The 18,381-nt window shown below is 40.4% G+C and carries 18 protein-coding genes and 1 riboswitch; of the genes, 1 reads left to right on the top strand and 17 read right to left on the bottom strand.

The genetic code is table 11. From position 1 onward, the window contains the following. Positions 1-37 precede the first annotated feature (37 nt). The 10 genes from xerS to DNL43_RS09835 form a co-directional block, all read right to left on the bottom strand. Entirely contained in the window at positions 38-1,132 is a 1,095-nt protein-coding gene (gene xerS / locus DNL43_RS09880; RefSeq protein WP_057962337.1) for a tyrosine recombinase XerS, read from the bottom strand. 897 nt (positions 1,133-2,029) lie between these two features. Further along, a complete protein-coding gene (locus DNL43_RS09875; protein ID WP_057962338.1) occupies positions 2,030-2,464 on the bottom strand; it encodes a GNAT family N-acetyltransferase in 435 nt (144 codons plus the stop codon). 43 nt (positions 2,465-2,507) lie between these two features. Next, positions 2,508-2,990, bottom strand: a complete 483-nt coding sequence (locus DNL43_RS09870; protein ID WP_225364641.1) for an NUDIX domain-containing protein — start codon at positions 2,988-2,990, stop codon at positions 2,508-2,510. Between the two features lie 64 nt (positions 2,991-3,054). Further along, positions 3,055-3,900 carry a dihydropteroate synthase gene (gene folP, locus DNL43_RS09865; protein WP_057962339.1) on the bottom strand — a complete coding sequence of 282 codons (846 nt, stop codon included), beginning with the start codon at positions 3,898-3,900 and terminating at the stop codon, positions 3,055-3,057. Next, the gene (locus DNL43_RS09860; protein WP_054768869.1) at positions 3,890-5,206 is read right to left on the bottom strand and encodes a bifunctional folylpolyglutamate synthase/dihydrofolate synthase; all 1,317 of its coding nucleotides are present in this window, start codon (positions 5,204-5,206) and stop codon (positions 3,890-3,892) included. Before DNL43_RS09860 ends, folP begins: the two co-directional genes overlap by 11 nt. Before the next feature lie 9 nt (positions 5,207-5,215). Continuing rightward, entirely contained in the window at positions 5,216-6,259 is a 1,044-nt protein-coding gene (gene folE, locus DNL43_RS09855) for a GTP cyclohydrolase I FolE (protein WP_179286848.1), read from the bottom strand. Between the two features lie 2 nt (positions 6,260-6,261). Beyond that, positions 6,262-6,609: a dihydroneopterin aldolase gene (folB, locus tag DNL43_RS09850; RefSeq protein WP_057962341.1), complete on the bottom strand. Its 348-nt coding sequence runs from the start codon at positions 6,607-6,609 to the stop codon at positions 6,262-6,264. Positions 6,610-6,679: 70 nt separating this feature from the next. Next, positions 6,680-7,210: a folate family ECF transporter S component gene (locus DNL43_RS09845; protein ID WP_057962342.1), complete on the bottom strand. Its 531-nt coding sequence runs from the start codon at positions 7,208-7,210 to the stop codon at positions 6,680-6,682. A 54-nt stretch (positions 7,211-7,264) separates the two neighbouring features. After that, positions 7,265-7,379, bottom strand: a riboswitch (THF riboswitch). A 105-nt stretch (positions 7,380-7,484) separates the two neighbouring features. After that, entirely contained in the window at positions 7,485-8,357 is an 873-nt protein-coding gene (locus DNL43_RS09840; protein ID WP_057962343.1) for a DegV family protein, read from the bottom strand. 17 nt (positions 8,358-8,374) lie between these two features. Beyond that, positions 8,375-8,788 carry a MarR family winged helix-turn-helix transcriptional regulator gene (locus DNL43_RS09835; protein WP_057962344.1) on the bottom strand — a complete coding sequence of 138 codons (414 nt, stop codon included), beginning with the start codon at positions 8,786-8,788 and terminating at the stop codon, positions 8,375-8,377. Positions 8,789-8,920: 132 nt separating this feature from the next. Here DNL43_RS09835 and DNL43_RS09830 point away from each other — a divergent pair, with 132 nt between their 5' ends. After that, positions 8,921-10,627: an NFACT RNA binding domain-containing protein gene (locus DNL43_RS09830; protein WP_057962345.1), complete on the top strand. Its 1,707-nt coding sequence runs from the start codon at positions 8,921-8,923 to the stop codon at positions 10,625-10,627. 34 nt (positions 10,628-10,661) lie between these two features. Here DNL43_RS09830 and DNL43_RS09825 read toward each other — a convergent pair whose 3' ends face one another. The 7 genes from DNL43_RS09825 to DNL43_RS09795 form a co-directional block, all read right to left on the bottom strand. Further along, on the bottom strand, positions 10,662-13,163 hold the full coding sequence (locus DNL43_RS09825) for a carbamoyl phosphate synthase preATP-grasp domain-containing protein (RefSeq protein ID WP_057962346.1): 2,502 nt from the start codon (positions 13,161-13,163) through the stop codon (positions 10,662-10,664). Beyond that, positions 13,147-14,238, bottom strand: a complete 1,092-nt coding sequence (locus tag DNL43_RS09820; RefSeq protein ID WP_054768870.1) for a carbamoyl phosphate synthase small subunit — start codon at positions 14,236-14,238, stop codon at positions 13,147-13,149. The genes DNL43_RS09825 and DNL43_RS09820 overlap by 17 nt, the downstream gene beginning before the upstream one ends. A 22-nt stretch (positions 14,239-14,260) precedes the next feature. Beyond that, positions 14,261-14,794 (bottom strand): bifunctional pyr operon transcriptional regulator/uracil phosphoribosyltransferase PyrR, encoded by a 534-nt coding sequence (pyrR, locus tag DNL43_RS09815; RefSeq protein ID WP_057962347.1) that lies wholly within the window; start codon positions 14,792-14,794, stop codon positions 14,261-14,263. 91 nt (positions 14,795-14,885) lie between these two features. Further along, on the bottom strand, positions 14,886-15,794 hold the full coding sequence (locus DNL43_RS09810) for an RluA family pseudouridine synthase (RefSeq protein WP_054768871.1): 909 nt from the start codon (positions 15,792-15,794) through the stop codon (positions 14,886-14,888). A 19-nt stretch (positions 15,795-15,813) separates the two neighbouring features. Then, a complete protein-coding gene (gene lspA / locus DNL43_RS09805) occupies positions 15,814-16,254 on the bottom strand; it encodes a signal peptidase II (protein WP_057962348.1) in 441 nt (146 codons plus the stop codon). A gap of 14 nt (positions 16,255-16,268) precedes the next feature. Next, positions 16,269-17,930: a formate--tetrahydrofolate ligase gene (locus DNL43_RS09800; protein ID WP_057962349.1), complete on the bottom strand. Its 1,662-nt coding sequence runs from the start codon at positions 17,928-17,930 to the stop codon at positions 16,269-16,271. A 52-nt stretch (positions 17,931-17,982) separates the two neighbouring features. After that, positions 17,983-18,369, bottom strand: coding sequence for an EbsA family protein (locus DNL43_RS09795; RefSeq protein ID WP_057962350.1), 387 nt, complete (start codon positions 18,367-18,369; stop codon positions 17,983-17,985). Between the last annotated feature and the right edge of the window lie 12 nt (positions 18,370-18,381).

The raw sequence follows: 18,381 nt of genomic DNA, 5'->3' as shown, positions 1-18,381 counted from the left end.
TCTGAAAGGAGCGGTTTTTGTCTGTCTAACTTAAAATCTAATGTTTTCGTGGCTTGTGGAGTTCATCGAGAGCTTTTCGCTGTTTTGTATCAATAATATGTGTATACAAGCCTGTCGCTTTGGTCGAACTTTGGCCAAGCTGAGTGGCCACCAAATGTTCGTTGTTGGTTTCCAAATATAATTTTGATGCCAAAGTATGTCTCAATTTATGGGGTGTAATCCTGACATGGTTAAATGCCTGCGAGTATTTGGCCACCAGCAGCTCCACGGTTGCCGTTGAAATGCGTCTTGGGGAAGTAGCCCCTTTCGTTAAAAAGAGGGCAGGGGTGTCCTTTGTGGCTAGATAACGCTGCTTGCGAATTTTCAGATAATCCTGTAAATAAGAAATAACCCAACCGGCAATTGGCACAGAATCATGCTTGCCGCCTTTACGTCGAACGGAAATGGTCGCTTTATGCAGGTTTAAGTCTTTCAGATTCGCGTTCGTTAACTCAGAGACTCGGATTCCGGTTCCCAGCATTAACGCATTGATGGCAACATCACGTTCACAGTCACGTTTATATAGAACAAGCGTGCGCTTATTGGTAATCGAATTTGGATAATCATTTTTGATAAATTCGACATATTTGATATCCGCATCGCCGAGCATCAGTTGATCTTTGATGTTCCTAGCACGCGTTTGATAGGTCTCATTATCCGAAACTAAGGCAATCTTTTTCATGACATTTCGATAAAAATAGGGCTCACCGTCCGCGTTTTCAGTCTCCTCAGTAAGATACCGAAAGAGAGCTGAAAGTGCATTTAATGACCGATTCACCGTCCGATGTGAAATGGTTCCCTGAGGGTTGGCAGCGGTTTGCTTACCACGATTGAGTAAATAAGACTTATAAAGCTCCATATCCTGCTTTTTGAAATGCTCCAAAGTCGACAGGGAAACATCCTTTATGTCACTGACATCAGCAATTCCAACATCAACTGTCCAAGTTAAGAAACGGTGGAATTCGTTGAGATATTGATACAAAGTGGCAGGGGATAAAGGAACGGTTGACTTGTCCAAGTAATATTCATTGATATAGCTGGGCAAAGTTTGGAGAAGCTGTTCATTGTGTTTGAGATATTGTTGATTATTCATAAATAATAACTCCTTAAGCAAACGCTAAAATACCAAATTTTGGTAGGGCTTCAAGATTTTTATATGTATAACTTAATAAAACGTATATTTTATTAAGTTAAGTATAGCATAAAATAATGGGTTAACAGATTAGAACTTTTAGGCAGGTTCCAGTAGATCAGCATGCAGCAGCATCGACGTTGGCTGAGCACATCAGGATTTTAGATGGCTGTGCAGCTTCGGATATGAAATTAAGGAAATGTGCAATACGATACCATTGCTGTCGGTCCCAGTGCTTGATCGAGGAATCAAAGACACAGTTGCGGAATACTCGTTAAGAATGACACACAACGCCAACCAGGCAAAGTTCCAAACTTGTAGTATCGTTACATATAAAATCCGTGCTTAACTAATACCAATGATTAAATGCCAATGCTGACGACTGCAGATGAATAATCGACAAAACGTGCTCAGTAAAAAATACGTCCAACACATATCACATATTTAACTGCCAAAAGTTCATCAGTAGAAAATACCCAAAGTCAGTTTTGGAACAAGTACTCGTGTGATGTATAAAGTCAAAACGGACAAAACGAATCAGTGATCCGCAAAGGTCTAAGCACAAGGAAATATCGACGTTTGAGAAACGCATTCTGCGCCATAGTTGCAAAGTAAAGGCCAACAATTACCAATCGTGGATTCGAACCTGAATCAACATAATGAGCAATAATGATTCTGGAAACAATTTAAATGGAAATTAACAAAAAAGAAAGAAACCGGTCGTCAGTCTCAAATTTGAGATTTCCCGTCATTTCTTTCTTTTTTCACTACTTCGTATAATATATATTATGTAAAGTAGAAACTGTTTTAAAGTTTGACTTCCAATATCCAGATTCCCCACTCGGACAGTCGACATCACTAAATAATTTTGTCATATCTTTTCGTATTATCAAGATTGACAAACTTCAGACTTTTCCAAAATAATTGGTCATCTTGATTATCATCCAAAACCGTTACAGACATTTTATGAATTTTAACAGCCTTTAGTTTTTTTATAATCAGATTTGCCAACGTCCGTTTCAAGTCTGTACCCGAGATCATCGGATCTGTCACCAAATGATAAATCGTCCCACGGCGACCATCTGTTGCACCTAATGCACTGCCAATGATTTGATGATCATCAGTCTCTGCTACAAAACAAAATCCTGGATTAAAACGCAACAATCGACTAATTTCGTCAAAACTATCATCCAAGTCGCTAATATGCGGATTGGGCATTTGCTGCCATAATTGATAGACATTTGGATAATCCTCAGCCTTCATTGGCCGAATGTTAAAGTCATTCCTATCCATCTACTCATTTCACACTTTCTTAAAATACAACGTAGAACAAACTTTATACCGATAACAAATCAAAATACGGTTGAAACTCCGTTGGGCTACTAGTTTTCATTAGGAGAAAAACCGGCAGTTCGGCGTTGTCCGCTTGAATATCCGCTTGCTTAAACGTATATCGAAAATCAATATGTTGATGTTTCCCCTCATTTTTGAGCGGATTTGCGGGAATGTCAATAATATTCACGTCAATTAATTTACCAGTGTTCTGAATAACGGTCCCACCAGTTTCTTCATGAAATTCTCGAATGGCGCATTCAATCGGCAATTCACCTGGGTCCACGTGCCCCGCTGGTAAAAGAATCGTGTGTAAATATGGGTGGCGGATAAAGATGGCCTGGTCATTTTTGAAGACAATTGCACTTGCGGAAAGATGTAATGATGATTTCCGATTGCGCAAGCCCGCTGAATTTTGCTGAATCAGTGTTTTAATTTGGTCAAGTTTGCTGGAATCGCTCCACGGATATGTTTGTTTTTCCAACATCTCGATCGATGTGGTTAATTCATTAATAAACGTCATTTTCGCCCTTTTTGCCTTATTTTGATAACTAATTTAAGATGTCTTGAAATATTTTGTAAGTTTGAATTAATTCTTGAGTTTCTTTCACATTGTGAACTCGAATAATTCGACCGCCAATTTGAGCCATATAAGCTTCAAAAAGCAATGTTGGAATCAGCCGATGTTCTGAATCAGCATTAAACAAACGCTTAGCAAAACTCTTTTGAGAAATCGCAATCATAATGGGTGCAGCGAACTGTTGCATTTTCTTTGTGTAACGCATCTTAGTCAAATCAAATTGGAGGGTATTGGCATCGGAAAAACCAACACCAGGATCGATCACAATATTTTCTTTATCAAGACCCACCGACTCCAGATCAGCAATCGTTTTATTGAAAAAGTTAGTCATCGTCTCTTCGAGTGTATCTGGCTGCTCATCAAAGTTACGACCATTAAACATTGTGACAACCGATGGATGATACTTTTTAACCAAATTCAGCTTTGCTGCGGAATTAAAACCATCAATGTCATTAATAATTTGAATACCTGATTTTAAAGCTTCTTCAATGACTTCATTGGTATTTGAATCAATCGCCAAAACAATGTTGGGAAACTTCTTCTGAATGGCATCCAGATAGGGTTTAACCCTACCCCATTCTTCAGCTGGACTAATGTCGTCAAAATGTGGTTTTGAAGACTTACCACCGAGTTCAAATACTTTGGCGCCGTATTGCTGCTCAGTTTCAATTCGATCCAGGACTTGATCAATACTGGAATTAACGCCGCCATCGTAAAACGAATCTGGAGTTAAATTTAAAATTGAATAGATAATTGGGTCATCCGTTATATCAAAATCAAAGCCACGGCCGGTAAAATGTATTTTGTTATTTGTCATTTTGAAAACTCCCGTCTTTTATAAATGTTCGAATTGGATTTAGCAGATAAAAAGAGCCAGCCACTAAGATGATGGTGTCTTTTTGATGTTTAACCTCTTGAACAGTTGCCTTTAAAGCAGAAATTGGATCGGAAAATGTTGGGTAATCGACTTGCGTAAAATGTTTGAAAGTTGCCTGAAGACTTTTTGCTGAAAGTGCCCGTTTAGGATTATCCGGACTCGTCAGCCGAAAACTCACGTCATGAATTTGAGTTAGCAATTCAACACAGTCGGTATAATCTTTGTCCTTCAAGAATCCAGTGATAATCACCTTGTGGAATTGATTGAATTTTGCATCAACCGTATCGACAAACGCAGAAATGGCATCCAAATTATGGGCACCGTCAACAATGATCTTAGGGTTCTGCACTAACTCTTCAAATCGACCAGGGACGTTGATGTTAGCTAATGCATCTGTCAATAATCGATCAATATCCACATCGATGTGCCGCCGCTGGACAAAATCCAGCAACCACGTAATAACTGTCGCAACATTTTCAATTTGATAGGTTCCTTGAAGACTGAACTGGAACTTACCGGAGATTTTTCCCCGTTGAAATTGAATCAATTGTGATTGAGGCGTAACGTCTGACTCCGCAACTTTGGTTTCTTGGGCACTTATCAAATGTGCCGACTTGCTTTGAGCTTCTTTGGAAATGACATCAAATGCAGCTGGTCTTTGATTTGGCGCAACAATGGTGACGTTATTTGGCTGAATAATTTTTGACTTGGTAGTGGCAATTTCTTGAATGGTATCACCAAGAATGCCAATGTGGTCAAGCCCAATTTTGGTGAAAATCGAATACATGGTCGTGCTGACAGCGTTGGTTGCATCAAGTTCGCCACCGAGGCCACATTCAAGCACGACATAATCAACCTTTTGCCTGGAAAAGTAAATCATTGATGCAACAAATTCGGCCTCAAATTCAGACAGCTTTTGACCTTTAAAACGGTCCAGCTGCATAATCTTTTCAATGGTTTCAAGGGCAGCCTGCCGATCCGATGAACTAATATTTTGACCGTTAATTTGAATGCCGTTAGTGACGTTACCAATGAACGGACTGGTAAACATGCCCACCCGATAATGCAACTGTTTCAACACTGAAGCAATCATGGCTGAAGTTGACCCTTTACCATTGGTTCCACATACATGGATGATTGAGAAATCCGTATCCGGGTTTGAAAGCTCATCAAGGACGGCCTTCAACAGAGCAATTCGGTCACCTTGATCATATAAAAAACCTGTAAACTCCGCTGGTTTATTCATAATAACCTCCTAAAGAGACTGTAAAAACTCATGACGGAGGGCACTGTTTTCCTCAAAAATACCGGAAAACTTGGTTGTCCGTGTAATTGATCCGGTCTTCTTAACACCACGCATTTCAACACACATATGGCGGGCATCAACAACGACGGCAACACCTTGGGGAGCCAAAATTTTATTCATTTGGCTGACGATATCGTCGGTTATCTTTTCTTGAAGGCTTAACTTGTGTGATACAAAATCAACTAATCGTGGGATCTTGCTTAGGCCAATGATTTTTCCGTTCTTTGGCAGGTAACCAACGTTGACCTTTCCCCAAAACGGCATCATATGATGTTCACACATGGAATAAAATGGAATGTTTTTGATCATGACCATTTTTGAATCTTTGTTTGGATCATCAAATAGTTTGTAATCCTGGAAGTCGTCCAATCCAGTAGAAGCAAAGATTTCCCCATACATTCTGGCCACTCTGTCAGGGGTTTCAAGTAACCCTGGCCGATTGGGATCTTCGCCAATGGTGGACAATAAATTGGTCACTGAACGTTTAATGGATTCTTTATATGAATCCGGATGATTACTTTTGGCAATTAACTGATCCTTATCGGGAAATTGATCAATTTTCTGAGTAACTTTGGCATAATATGGAGAATCGTGATCCATTATTTGTTTGATGGGAATCAAGACAAATAACCGATTAAATGCTTCGGGATGCGGAATCGTCAGTTTATCAATTTGAGTTTCTTGCGTGCCAAAGAAAATAATATCAATATCGACTGTTCGAGGACCCCAGTGCACAGTTCTAACACGTTGGAGGTCCGCTTCAATTTGGTGAATTTTATCGAGTAACTGAAGTGGTTCATCATTTGTCGCAATCTTAACTGCCGTATTAATAAATGAACGTTGTTTAACGCCACCCACTGGTGAGGTTTCATAAAAGTCAGCAACCTTGTCAATCAAAATCTGTGGATCATTGCCCAACATTTCAATGGCTTTATGGAGGTATAGCTCACGATTGCCAATATTGCTTCCTAAACTGAGATAAACATCTTGCATCATTAATCCTCCATTTCAATTTCAACATCATCAAAAACACCATTAACAGGTGTGGCCTGTTTCTTCAAGTTAACTTTGACTTCGACAATCCGCGGATCAATTCCTTTAATCTTTGCAATAATTTCTTGTGCCAAGGTTTCCACCAAATCAGCGTGGCTGGCAGCAACGATCTTGGCAATGTCTGGATAAAAATCGGCATAAGAAACGGTTGTGCTAAGATCATCATTTTTGGGCTCGGCATCGACTTTGACCGTCAAATCAATTTGAATATTTTGACCAACAATTTTTTCAGCGTCTAAAACGCCAATGTGACTATGAAATTTCATACTATGGATTCGAATCAGGTACATCGCTGGCAACTCCTTTCACAGCAATACAAAAAGCGGCCCATTAGGCATCAAGCCAATGTGTCGCACAGTATTATTTGAACAAACGTTTTTGAGTCCTTTTCAAGGTCTCGGAATTTAACACAAGATAAAGCAATCCCATTTGAATGGGTGTGTTCAGCAGTTCTTTGATAATTCTAATCGGTAAAGCCGCTAAAAATGGTGTTTTGAAAAGAAGTGAGAGCCAGTATGTGTTCAAAATGGTGTTAACAACAACCATAATGAGCAGCTGGGAAATGATAATTCGCTTACCAGTCACTTCTTTGCCATAGAAGAAATAGCCATAGACCATCGCACCAAGAACTGCAGAGGCAGTAAAGCCAGGAAAGTACACAGCACCAGAAAGTAAAGTTCCGATGATATCCGCCATACCAGCAATTAAAGATGACCAGACCGGCCCATACCATGCGCTGGCAATTGCTATTATAATAAAGCCGAAGCTGACTCTCCAATCCCAAATACCAAAGGTAAACCGGCTGAGGACCAATAACAATGACAGAAAAATGCTCAAAACAACAATATCGACGACTCTCAATTTATGAACACTTAATGATAATGACTTCATGATGCAGCATCTCCTCAAAAGGAGCTCACCATTATTTAGTGGAAATCTAAATAACATAGTGAATGCGGAAACAACACCGCAAAAGACTGACAAGTCGTAGCCAGTCATTTTTCGTTCGAAGTTCACATTCCGTTCCTCCGACACTTAACGCATTGAATCCTACCCCATATTTAATTTATGTAACTCTTAAAGTCTATCACATGAAATAAAAAAAGCAATCGCTTTGTTCGTGTTTTACTGAACAATTAGCGATTGCTTGTTAAAATAGTTCACTTTAAAGGCTGTCTTGATCAAAGTCACGCAGCCATGCAAGAGCTAATGCCTTGTCGCCTAAATGGGTTCCAATGGTTGGTCCAAAATAACTTTGCTCAATTTTCATATCGGGATAAAGTTCGTGAATTTTGGTAGCCCATTCATTTCCTGCCTTGGGGTCGTTACCGTTGATAACCAATGCCCTAAGTGGATAATCGACCTGTTCATGAACCTTGGAAAAGATTTCTTCAACCCGTTTCAAAGCTTTTTTCCGAGAACGAATCTTTTCAAATGCAACAATTTCATTACTTTTATCATCAAATGTGAGTAACGGCTTTATCTTCAACACACCGCCAATAAATGCCGAGGCATTGGAAAGACGTCCACCACGAACCAGGTTTTGAAGGTCATCGACAACAAACACTTCGTTGATCGTCTGGCGAAGCCCATCGAGATATGTAATGATCTGATCGGGTGTCCGGCCAAGTTTAGCCATTTTGCTGGCCTGAATGGCTAAATAGCCCATCAACTTAACCGTAATTTTTGAATCATAAGGAATCACCTTGATGTTTTCAATGGTTGGTGCAATTTGAACCAGTGAATTATAAAATCCAGAAATGGTACTGGCAAGATGAATGCTGATAACAGTATCATAACCCTGGTCTGCCAGTGAGTTGTACACTTCAATCATTTCACCAATTGGCGGTTGAGACGTGCTGGGAAACGCCTGAGAATTCTTCAGCTTGTCGTAAAAGGCTTCGGTTGTAAGATCGACACCTTCTTTATATTCCCGGCCATCGATAATAACAGGAATCGGCACTACCGTAATATGATATTTTTCTCGTTCTTCTTTAGTTAGATAAGCCGTGCTATCAGTCACGATCGCAATTTTCATTTAAATTCACCTGCTCGTTATATTCGATCCAAACTTTGTTCAAGTCGATTAATCAATATCTTCAATAAATTTTTTTCTTCATCTGTCCAATGATTGAATACCCGCTCGGTTAATTTCGCAATTTCTGCTTCAACGTATTCACTGGACTTGGTTCCCTTTTCGGTTACTGTATAAATAAGCTGCCGTTTATCACGTCCAACAGCGGTCTTTTCAATCATTTCTTTTTCCAAGAGTCTCTTTAATTGGCGTGACAAAGTGGAAATATCGAGCTTAGTCGTTTCAGATAACTTTTCTTGAGTTGTATTACCCGCAATCACTTGAGTCAACAATTTCCATTCAGAAATCGTTAATCCGGTTGCCTTGGTAATCGAAAATATTTGGGACCGATGATTTTTGGCGGCAGAATTAAGTGCCACAAGAATATCCTTCATGATGAAAAGACCTCCGAAAAATTAGTATACGCTATTTGATAATTACATACAAATAACATGTGTCTTCCTTAGCATCAGTAAGGAAAGTGCGCTATACTAGTACATGCTACTTATACGAAAGTGAGTGATAAGATGTCATTTGATGGTTCTTTTACCCATTCTATGAAAGAAGAATTAACCGACCTTCTTCAAACCGGAAGGATCAGTAAAATTAATCAACCCTATCCAAATGAGCTCATATTAACTATCCGAGCTCACGGGAAAAATCAGCAGCTTCTGTTATCGGCCAACCCAACGTATGCGCGGGTGCAAATAACGAAGGTGCCCTATGTTAATCCAAGCGTCCCAACAAACTTTACAATGATTATGCGAAAGCATTTGAGTGGTGGTATTCTGGTCGACGTTTCCCAACAAGAAAACGACCGGGTTTTGACTTTAACCTTTACCGCTCGAAATGAACTGGGTGATCAAACAAAACTAGACTTGATCGTTGAAATAATGGCGCGACATAGCAATATTATTTTAGTGGACCAGGCATCCGGCAAAATAATCGACGCAATTAAACACGTTGGCTCAGATGTGAACCGATATCGATTGCTTCTTCCTGGTGCCACTTATGTAAAGCCACCAAAGCAGGATTTGCAAAATCCATTTAAGATGACTGATTTCGACAAGATTAAGAAATTAATTACAGATTTCCCAAATGTCGATATGTTAGCAGACAATTTACGTAAGACTGTCCAAGGATTGGGTAATGACACATCTTTGGCACTTGCAAATAGTTTGCATAAGGATGAGAATGTTGAAAAGAACTTCCAAGATTTCTTCAAGAATTTCGGTTCTCCAAAGCCAACCTTTAGCCATGTTGCAGGTAACAAGATTAATTTTACCGCATTTCCTTACCCAGGTACAACCAAAAATCAATTTTTCCCAACTTTAAGTGAATTATTGGATGCGTTTTATGCCAGCAAAGCACAACGTGACCGCGTTCGGGAACAAGGTTCCGTTTTAATTCAAGTTGTCAAAAAACAATTAAAGAAAAATCGAAATAAGCTAAAAAAGCTCAAACGTGATATGAAAGAAACAGAAAATGCCGATGACTATCGGGTTAAAGGTGAGATTTTAACCACGTACTTGAACAAAGTCGATCGTGGAATGACCTCCATTGAATTGCCAAACTACTACGAGGAAGACAAGCCAATTAAAATCCAGCTGTCGAATCAACAGTCCCCTTCGCAAAATGCGCAGCGTTATTTTAAGAAATACCAAAAATTAAAGAATGCCGTTAAATTTGTCGGTGAACAAATCAAACTCACTCAACAAGAAATTGATTATTTTGAAAATATTCAGTCCCAGATTGAGTTGGCCGATCCGCAAGATCTTGTCGATATTCGTTATGAACTGGAACAAGGTCATTACTTACGTGACCATGAACAGAACAAAAAGAAGAAAAACAAACGTCAAAAGATTGCCAAGCCGGAAAAATTTGTTTCAACTGACGGAACCGAAATTCTGGTTGGAAAGAACAACTTGCAAAACGAAAAGCTGACCATGCACACTGCTGATAAGCGGGACACATGGTTGCATACGAAGAATATTCCAGGCTCCCACGTTATCATTCGAAGCTTTGACCCATCGGAACAAACGTTGGCTGAAGCCGCAAATTTGGCAGCCTACTTCTCAAAAGCACGGGAATCATCCAAGGTACAAGTTGACTATACAAAAGTGAAGAACATTCGTAAGCCAAACGGAACCAAACCAGGATATGTCATCTATGACAGCCAAACAACATTGTTTGTAACGCCGGATGAAGAACTGGTTGATAAATTAAGAAAATAAAAGCATTTCGACATTTTGTCGAAATGCTTTTTGATTATTCAAAATTTTTAAAGGAAAGCGAAGAGCCAACTTCCTGTTTCGTGGTCCCTTCCGAGCGACCAGATTGGAGCTCTCTAAACGGGAAATGAGCGGTCATGATTGCGGACCGCTGATGCTCTGTCGGCTTTAAATCATCCTTGAGAGAATCCAAATCGAGTTTCCCAAGATATTTACGAACCAAAACATTGATCCAGTTAATACCCGTGATTTTAGTCAGAAATGCCGTTTCAGTAATTCGAACTGGCCGAATACCCGTCATCTCATAATTAGAATCGCCAGTTGTATTATACAAGACCTGCACTAATCCTTGCCATTCATGCGTATCAATATTCTTCGAAGCATCAGCAATTAATTTAGCTTCATCCGTCTGCCAATTATCCATCGGCTCTTTATAATCGTTAATAAATCGAAGATCGGTCATTTGGTCTTTACCCACAAACGAAATTGTCGTTACTGGTAAGACTTCATCGCCCTCAATAAACAAGTCCACTGCCGTTGTCGCATGCTTTTGATTGTATGTGGCAACTTTTTGGTCTGGCGGCAAAACAAGAATATTCAAATTTTTAAATTGTTTTAACTGTTTAGACAGATAATGTCGATTACCAGGTAAAATAACCACATCAGGCTGTTCAAGGTCAATGATATTGAGGATGTTTCCAAGCTGAATCGGCTCAATATATTGTTTATCACTCAACTGTGGCGTGAGTGATACCGCATTGGGATTCGTGTTCATGATAATCGTCTTATAGCCGCACTTATGCAAAGATCTGAGGATCTGGGATGTATAGTAATCAGCAGCGGAATTGGGTCCCAGCTGATTACCTCCCCGACCAATGACCAATGCACTTTTTTCTGTAAACGGCCGACTTTCATTTTCCAGTTCGTAACTGCTGTAGAAAATGTTTGTACATTCCAAGAACTCGCCAGCACTGGGTTCAATTGCTTTGTAAGTTACCCGGTTATGGTAATTTTGATTCATTTGCTGAATTTTTGAGATGTTCACTTGCCACAATTCAGCAAGCATTCCGTCTCCAAAACCATACTTATGGCCAATTTCAATTGATTGTGGTGAAAGTGGATTGTTAACGACAAAGTCCTGCGCCCTCAGCAACTGGTTTAACTTGTAGAAATAAAACCGATCAATTTGCGTCAATTCTGAAAGTTCATCAATTGAGAATCCCCGTCGGAGTGCCTCCATCAAAATGAGAATTCGACTTGCCAAAGGATGAATCAACTGGTTGATCACATCATCGTCATCAACCGTTGAGACACTTGGTAAAACATCTCGCGGTGAAAATTGTGAACTATGCATTGATTTGATAATTGCCTCTTCAACCGTGCGGCCAATTCCGATGGTTGAACCAACCGATTTCATTAAAGTATTTAAATGTTGATCAACATCCGTAATGTCTCGGAACGGCCATAACGGAATTTTGACAACCACATGGTCCATGGTTGGCTCCATAAACGCCAAAAACTTGCTGTATTTGCTTGGTAACTTGATTTCCGTAAGATTACACCCCAACTCAAGAAAGCTTGAGACATAGGTTAATGGATAGCCTGTCGCCTTGGCTGCCAAAATGGTGTTCCGGGTGAAGAATGGACTGACCTTTGTGACAAAATAGTTGGAACTGGTTCTTGATTGGGCAAATTGAACGTGACAGGTACCGGTAATATTCAGTGCATCCATGATTCGGAATGTGGCTGTCCGGAGCGCTTGATATTCTTCGTTAATCAACGTTTGGGTGGGCGCAAAAATAATTGAATCCCCTGAATGAATCCCAATTGGATCCATGTCTTCCATTCCTGAAATCAAGATTTTATTACCGTTTGCGTCACGAATTCCAACCATTTCAATTTCTTTGTAACCAACGATACTTTGCTCAATTGAACAGCGCTTAATGTAAGTCCGCTTAAAACTGACATCAAGGGCATCTTCCAATTCATCTGTATTGTTACAAATGAATCGACTGGTATCGTGACTGGATGACATTGGCTTCACAATGACAGGAAATCCTACTTCACGAATAAAGTCCATGGCCTCGTCATCATTTGCAACGATTTTTGACGCGATCACTTTTTCGTTAATCTCGGTTAAGGTATCACGGAGCTTTTGATTATCCATGACCTTTCGTAAATCAGCCGGTTTGATTCCAAGCAAGGTGATATTATTAGACGACAAAATACCACTTTCAGCTAATTGCCAAGCAATTTGCATGCCATTTAAGCCACCAGTGGTTGCCATAACCGCATCCGGCTTTTCTTTTTCAATGATATTGACAGTATTTTGAAAGTTGACTTCTTGTACGTAAACGTTGGCAGGCTGAATCTCATCAGTCGTCACTGAAAAAGCGTTGTTATCGACGTAAATAATCTTGGCACCGGTTTTTTTCAACGCCATTAGTCGTTCAAACGCTGCTGCGTCCAACTCATTTTCATGACCGATATTTGTGGGACCACCGCCGAGTATCAAAACTTTTTTAATATCTATCGTCATTGTTGTCCCTTCTTCTTGCCATAATTTCCATAAAGTCATCAAACAAGCCGACGCTGTCTTTGGGACCTGGTGCGCCATCAGGTGAAAACTGAACGGAGAATGCGGGGTAATCACGATGTCTTAATCCCTGGACAGTTCCGTTGACCAAATCAACGTAAGTGATGAACAGTTGGGCGTGATCAATCGACTTGGGATCGACCGCGTACCCTTGCTCCTGGCCAGCAAAGAAGATTTCATTAGTAATAATTTCTCTGATCGGATGATTACTTCCATGGTGTTCAACATTTAACTGGGAAATTTTTGCACCATTGGCTAATGCGAACAACTCATGACCGAGTCCAATTGCAAACAGCGGTGCCCGTGATTGGACTTCGGTAATCATTTTTAATACGGATGTTGGTAAGTTGGCTGGTGAACCTGGTCCAGTGGATAATACGATTCCATCAGGATCAAGGTCTAAAATTTGAGCCGCTGAAAAGTCCCAGGGAACAACCGTTACGTTACAATCCCGGTGTGACAATTCACGCAAAATCCCACTCTTTAATCCAAAGTCCACCACAACAACATTTGCCCCTTCATCAGGGTTGGGAAATGGCTTGGGTGTGGCTACTTGAGCAACTTGTTGATTGGTTAACACGGTTGCGTGCAGCTGGTCAAAGGCATGGTCGTCAGCGACATCAACAATGCTGGCCTTCATGTTGCCACGTCTTTGTAAATGATGCCGAATCTCTCGGGTGTCCACATCATAAATCCCCGGAATTTTATGTTGTTTTAAATATTTATCCAAAGAAATCCGCTTAAAGTGGTCAGTTGCCAGGTTTTCATATTCCCGGACAATGACACCCTTTGCGGATGGCAAAATAGACTCGTACGCATTTTGGTCGAGCCCGGTATTTCCAATAGATGACTGAGTGAAAACGATGATTTGGTTATGGTAGATCTGATTGGAGATAATTTCTTGATAACCGTTCATTGTCGAATTGGCAACAATTTCACCAGTCGTAGTTGCAAGTGATCCAAATGCTTTTCCAGCATATGCGGATCCATCTTCTAAAATTAAATATCTTTCCGTCATGCTGACTCCTCGTTAATAAGAATTATTTGATGAGTTCAACAGCATCCTTGTCGTCAATCTCTGTTACATAAACCTTAATCTTTTCTTTTTGAGAACTTGGAATGTTTTTGCCGACAAAATCAGCTCTGATTGGTAATTCACGATGACCGCGATCTACCAAAACTGCCAAGTTGATGCTCTTGGGACGTCCGAGGTCCATAACTGCAGAAAGTGCAGCTCGAACAGTTCTTCCGGTATATAAAACATCATCAACCAAAATAACCCGTTTTCCTTCAATGGAAAAGTTAATTTTGTTGTTGGACATTTTGACATCGGTGCTGACTGCATCGTGTTCAATATCATCACGATAATTTGTGATATCTAATTCACCGACGGGAATTGAAACGTTTTCCAATTGTTGGAGCCGATCAGCAATTCGATTTGCTAAAAATATTCCTCGGGTCTTAATGCCGATTAAAACCAAATCTTCGACACCTTTGTTTTTCTCAACGATTTCATAAGTAATTCTTGTTAAGGCCCGCTGCATGGCCATTTTGTCTAATATTATCTTTCCCATTAGTTAAAGCTCCTTAATTGAGTAACATTTGTCCCTGATAATTGCATTAAAATGCTATACCTCTTCAGAATATGAAAACAACGCCGGATTGTCAAGATCCTAGAGCGTTGTTTAATCGTAAATTATTTAGTGTTTTTTCAAATATTGGTGGAATTGGTGCAGAAAAGACCATTAATTCATGAGTTTTCGGATGTTCAAATCCCAGCTCTTGGGCGTGAAGAAACTGCCCGTGGCCTTTGATTGTCTTTCGCGGACCATAAAGCGGATCACCAACAATTGGATGACCGATGTACTTCATGTGCACCCGAATCTGATGGGTTCGGCCGGTTTCCAGTCGGCAGGATACCAACGTGTAATCATCAAACCGTTCCAACACTTCAAAGTGCGTCACTGCACTTCTGCCATCGGCCACAACAGCTTGCTTCTTCCTGTCCTTTGGAGAACGGCCAATCGGCGCATTCACAACTCCAGAGTCCTCATTGATTCTTCCGTGAACCAAAGCAACGTATTTTCGTAAGCTTTTTTGAGCCTTCAGTTGTTGGGATAGGAACTTGTGAGCATCGTCGTTTTTGGCCACCATCAACAATCCTGAAGTGTCCTTATCAATTCGATGGACAATTCCGGGACGAAACTCGCCGTTAATCGTTGAAAGCGGGCTATGATACAGCAGTGCGTTTACCAAAGTGTGGTCGGGATGACCAGGCGATGGATGAACCACCATTCCCTGTGGCTTGTTTACAACGATGACGTCATCATCTTCATAAACAATGTCCAGTGGGATGTTTTCAGGTTCCAAACTAATTGGCTTGGGTTTGACCTCTTCAACAGTAATTTCATCGGCGTGACTGACTTTATACTTTGGCTTGACTGTTTGACCATTCACCAAAATGTGACCATCATCAATTAAATTCTTGGCTCTTGAACGGCTGACTGAAGGATCCAATTCAGAGACAATTTTATCCAATCGGCCAGTCTGTCCATCAATCGTAAATTTTTTCAACGTAGCGCTCAACCTCTTATCAACCTTCCCTGATAATAGCAATTGCTAAAATCAATATTCCAAACGTCAAATACATATCGGCGCAATTAAAAATGGGAAAATTAATAAAATCCAGTTGAAACATGTCAACCACGTGATTATTGACGACTCGATCAATGACATTTCCAAGGGTCCCTGCCAGCAATAAACCGAGTCCAATCCGATAAGGAATATTTGACCAGTATTTAACAATGAAATAAGAAACCAACACCGCAGCGAAAATGGCAATGATGACGAACACAAACTGATGGCCGGATAAGATGCTCCATGCCGCCCCAGTATTGTTAATCCGGGTAATCGAAAGCACCCCGTTAACAACTGAAAAAGATTCACCAAGTGCCAGACTAGCCACCACAAAGTGTTTGACTAATTGGTCAATGACAATTAGTACAATGATTCCTATCGCGTAAATAACTGGCAAATTAATCGCTCCTCTTAGAACAGACCGGTAATCCGTCCCTGCTCATCAATATCCATATCAAGGGCTGCCGGATGAGTTGGCAGACCAGGCATGGTCAAAATTCTTCCCGTCAGGGCAACAATAAATCCTGCTCCCAATTTTAATTGTAGATCTGAAACGTGAATCTTGAAGTTCTCAGGTGCGCCCAACTGTTTGGCATTATCTGTAAATGAATACTGGGTTTTAGCCATGCAGACAGGCAACTTGTCATAGCCAAGCTTTTTGATGCGTTTCAATGCTGTTTTGGCTTTTCCTGAGAATTCGATTCCATCACCACCGTAAATTGTGGTAACAATTTTGTTCATTTTTTCTTCCAAAGGATCATCATCTGAATATAACTCATGGAAATCAGCAGGTTGATCGCAGGCTGCAATAACGTCTTTTGCAAGATCAATTGCACCTTTGCCGCCTTCTGCCCAACTGTTAATAATGGTTCCGGTAACTTTTAATTCGTTTGTGACATAATCTTGAAGATAGCTCAATTCAGCTTCCGTATCGCTGGCAAACTTGTTAATTGCCACAACAACCGGCTTGCCATATTGCTGCATACCTTCAACGTGACGCTTCAAATTAACGATTCCCTTCTTGAGAGCATCCAAATTTTCGTCGTTTAATGCCTTCTTGTCAGCACCACCATTCAGTTTCAGTGCCCGAACAGTCGCAACAACAACGACACAATCAGGAGATTGCTTAAGTCGTGGTGTCACAATGTCCATAAATTTCTCAGCACCAAGGTCTGAACCGAATCCGGCTTCTGTAATGGCATAATCACCAAAATGAAGAGCTGCCTGAGTAGCCAAAATACTGTTACAGCCATGGGCAATGTTGGCAAATGGACCGCCATGAATAAAGGCTGGTGTATGTTCGATGGTTTGAACCAAATTTGGCTTGATTGCATCTTTCAATAATAATGTTAAAGCACCTTGGACGTGCAAATCAGCAACGGTTACCGGCTGACGGTCATAGGTATAGCCGATCAGCATTTTGCTGATGCGTTTCTTAAGATCGGTCAAACTGGTTGCCAAGCATAAGATTGCCATCAATTCACTTGCAACGGTGATATCAAAACCATCCTGACGTGGAACACCAGATGTTCGACCACCTAGGCCGACAACAACTTGACGTAATTCACGATCGTTCACATCCATTACCCGTTTCCAAGTAATTTGGCGAGGATCGATATTCAATTGGTTACCGTGTTGAATGTGGTTATCAATCAAAGCTGCCAATGTATTATTAGCTTCTGTTAATGCATCAAAATCACCGGTAAAGTGTAAATTAATGTCATCCATCGGAACAACTTGGGCGTAACCACCACCGGTAGCGCCGCCTTTCATTCCCATAACAGGGCCAAGTGATGGTTCACGGAGAGCCAAAACAACTTTTTTATGTAATTCGTTTAAGGCATCACCAAGACCAATCGTAACGGTTGTCTTACCTTCACCGGCAGCCGTTGGGTTAATGGAAGTGACCAAAATTAGTTTGCCATTTGACTTTTCAGTTGTTGGGTCGAAATTGATTTTGGCTTTATACTTACCATATTGTTCGATTTGATCATCAGTGATTCCGATTTTATCAGCAATCTTTGTAATTGGTTCCATAGCAGTTTCTTGGGAAATTTCAACATCGCTCTTCATAATGATTCATGACCCTCCTAAAATAACTATCGACAGACAACAACAGCAGAGATTATTCGTTGGAAATCAATTCTTTTATTTCAATGACAGAATTAGCAGGTAAAATGAAACTATAGATTTTCGTATTGGCAACGAATGCCAGCTGATATTTTGACGTGGTGACATGTGAAATTTGATCAAGATCGAGTGTCAGCCAATGAGGATTAGTAATCCGACTGACCACAAATTTATGATCATAAACATTGATGCTGCGAAAATGAATTTCCGCCCATGCAATCACAGCAAATAGTACGAAGAAAAATAAAGTAATCCATTGAAAATGGGTTATTTCAAGCCAAATAATGACACCAATAAAAAAGATGACTAACGTCCAGCTCCAACAAATAATACTGCTTAGTGGGCTTGGCTGATAAAAGAAGTGACGCTTTTGGGTTATCATAATAAAACTCCT

The sequence above is a fragment of the Lentilactobacillus kefiri genome (assembly GCF_009739535.1).
Taxonomy (GTDB): domain Bacteria; phylum Bacillota; class Bacilli; order Lactobacillales; family Lactobacillaceae; genus Lentilactobacillus; species Lentilactobacillus kefiri.
This window is presented reverse-complemented; position numbering and strand designations above follow the sequence as displayed.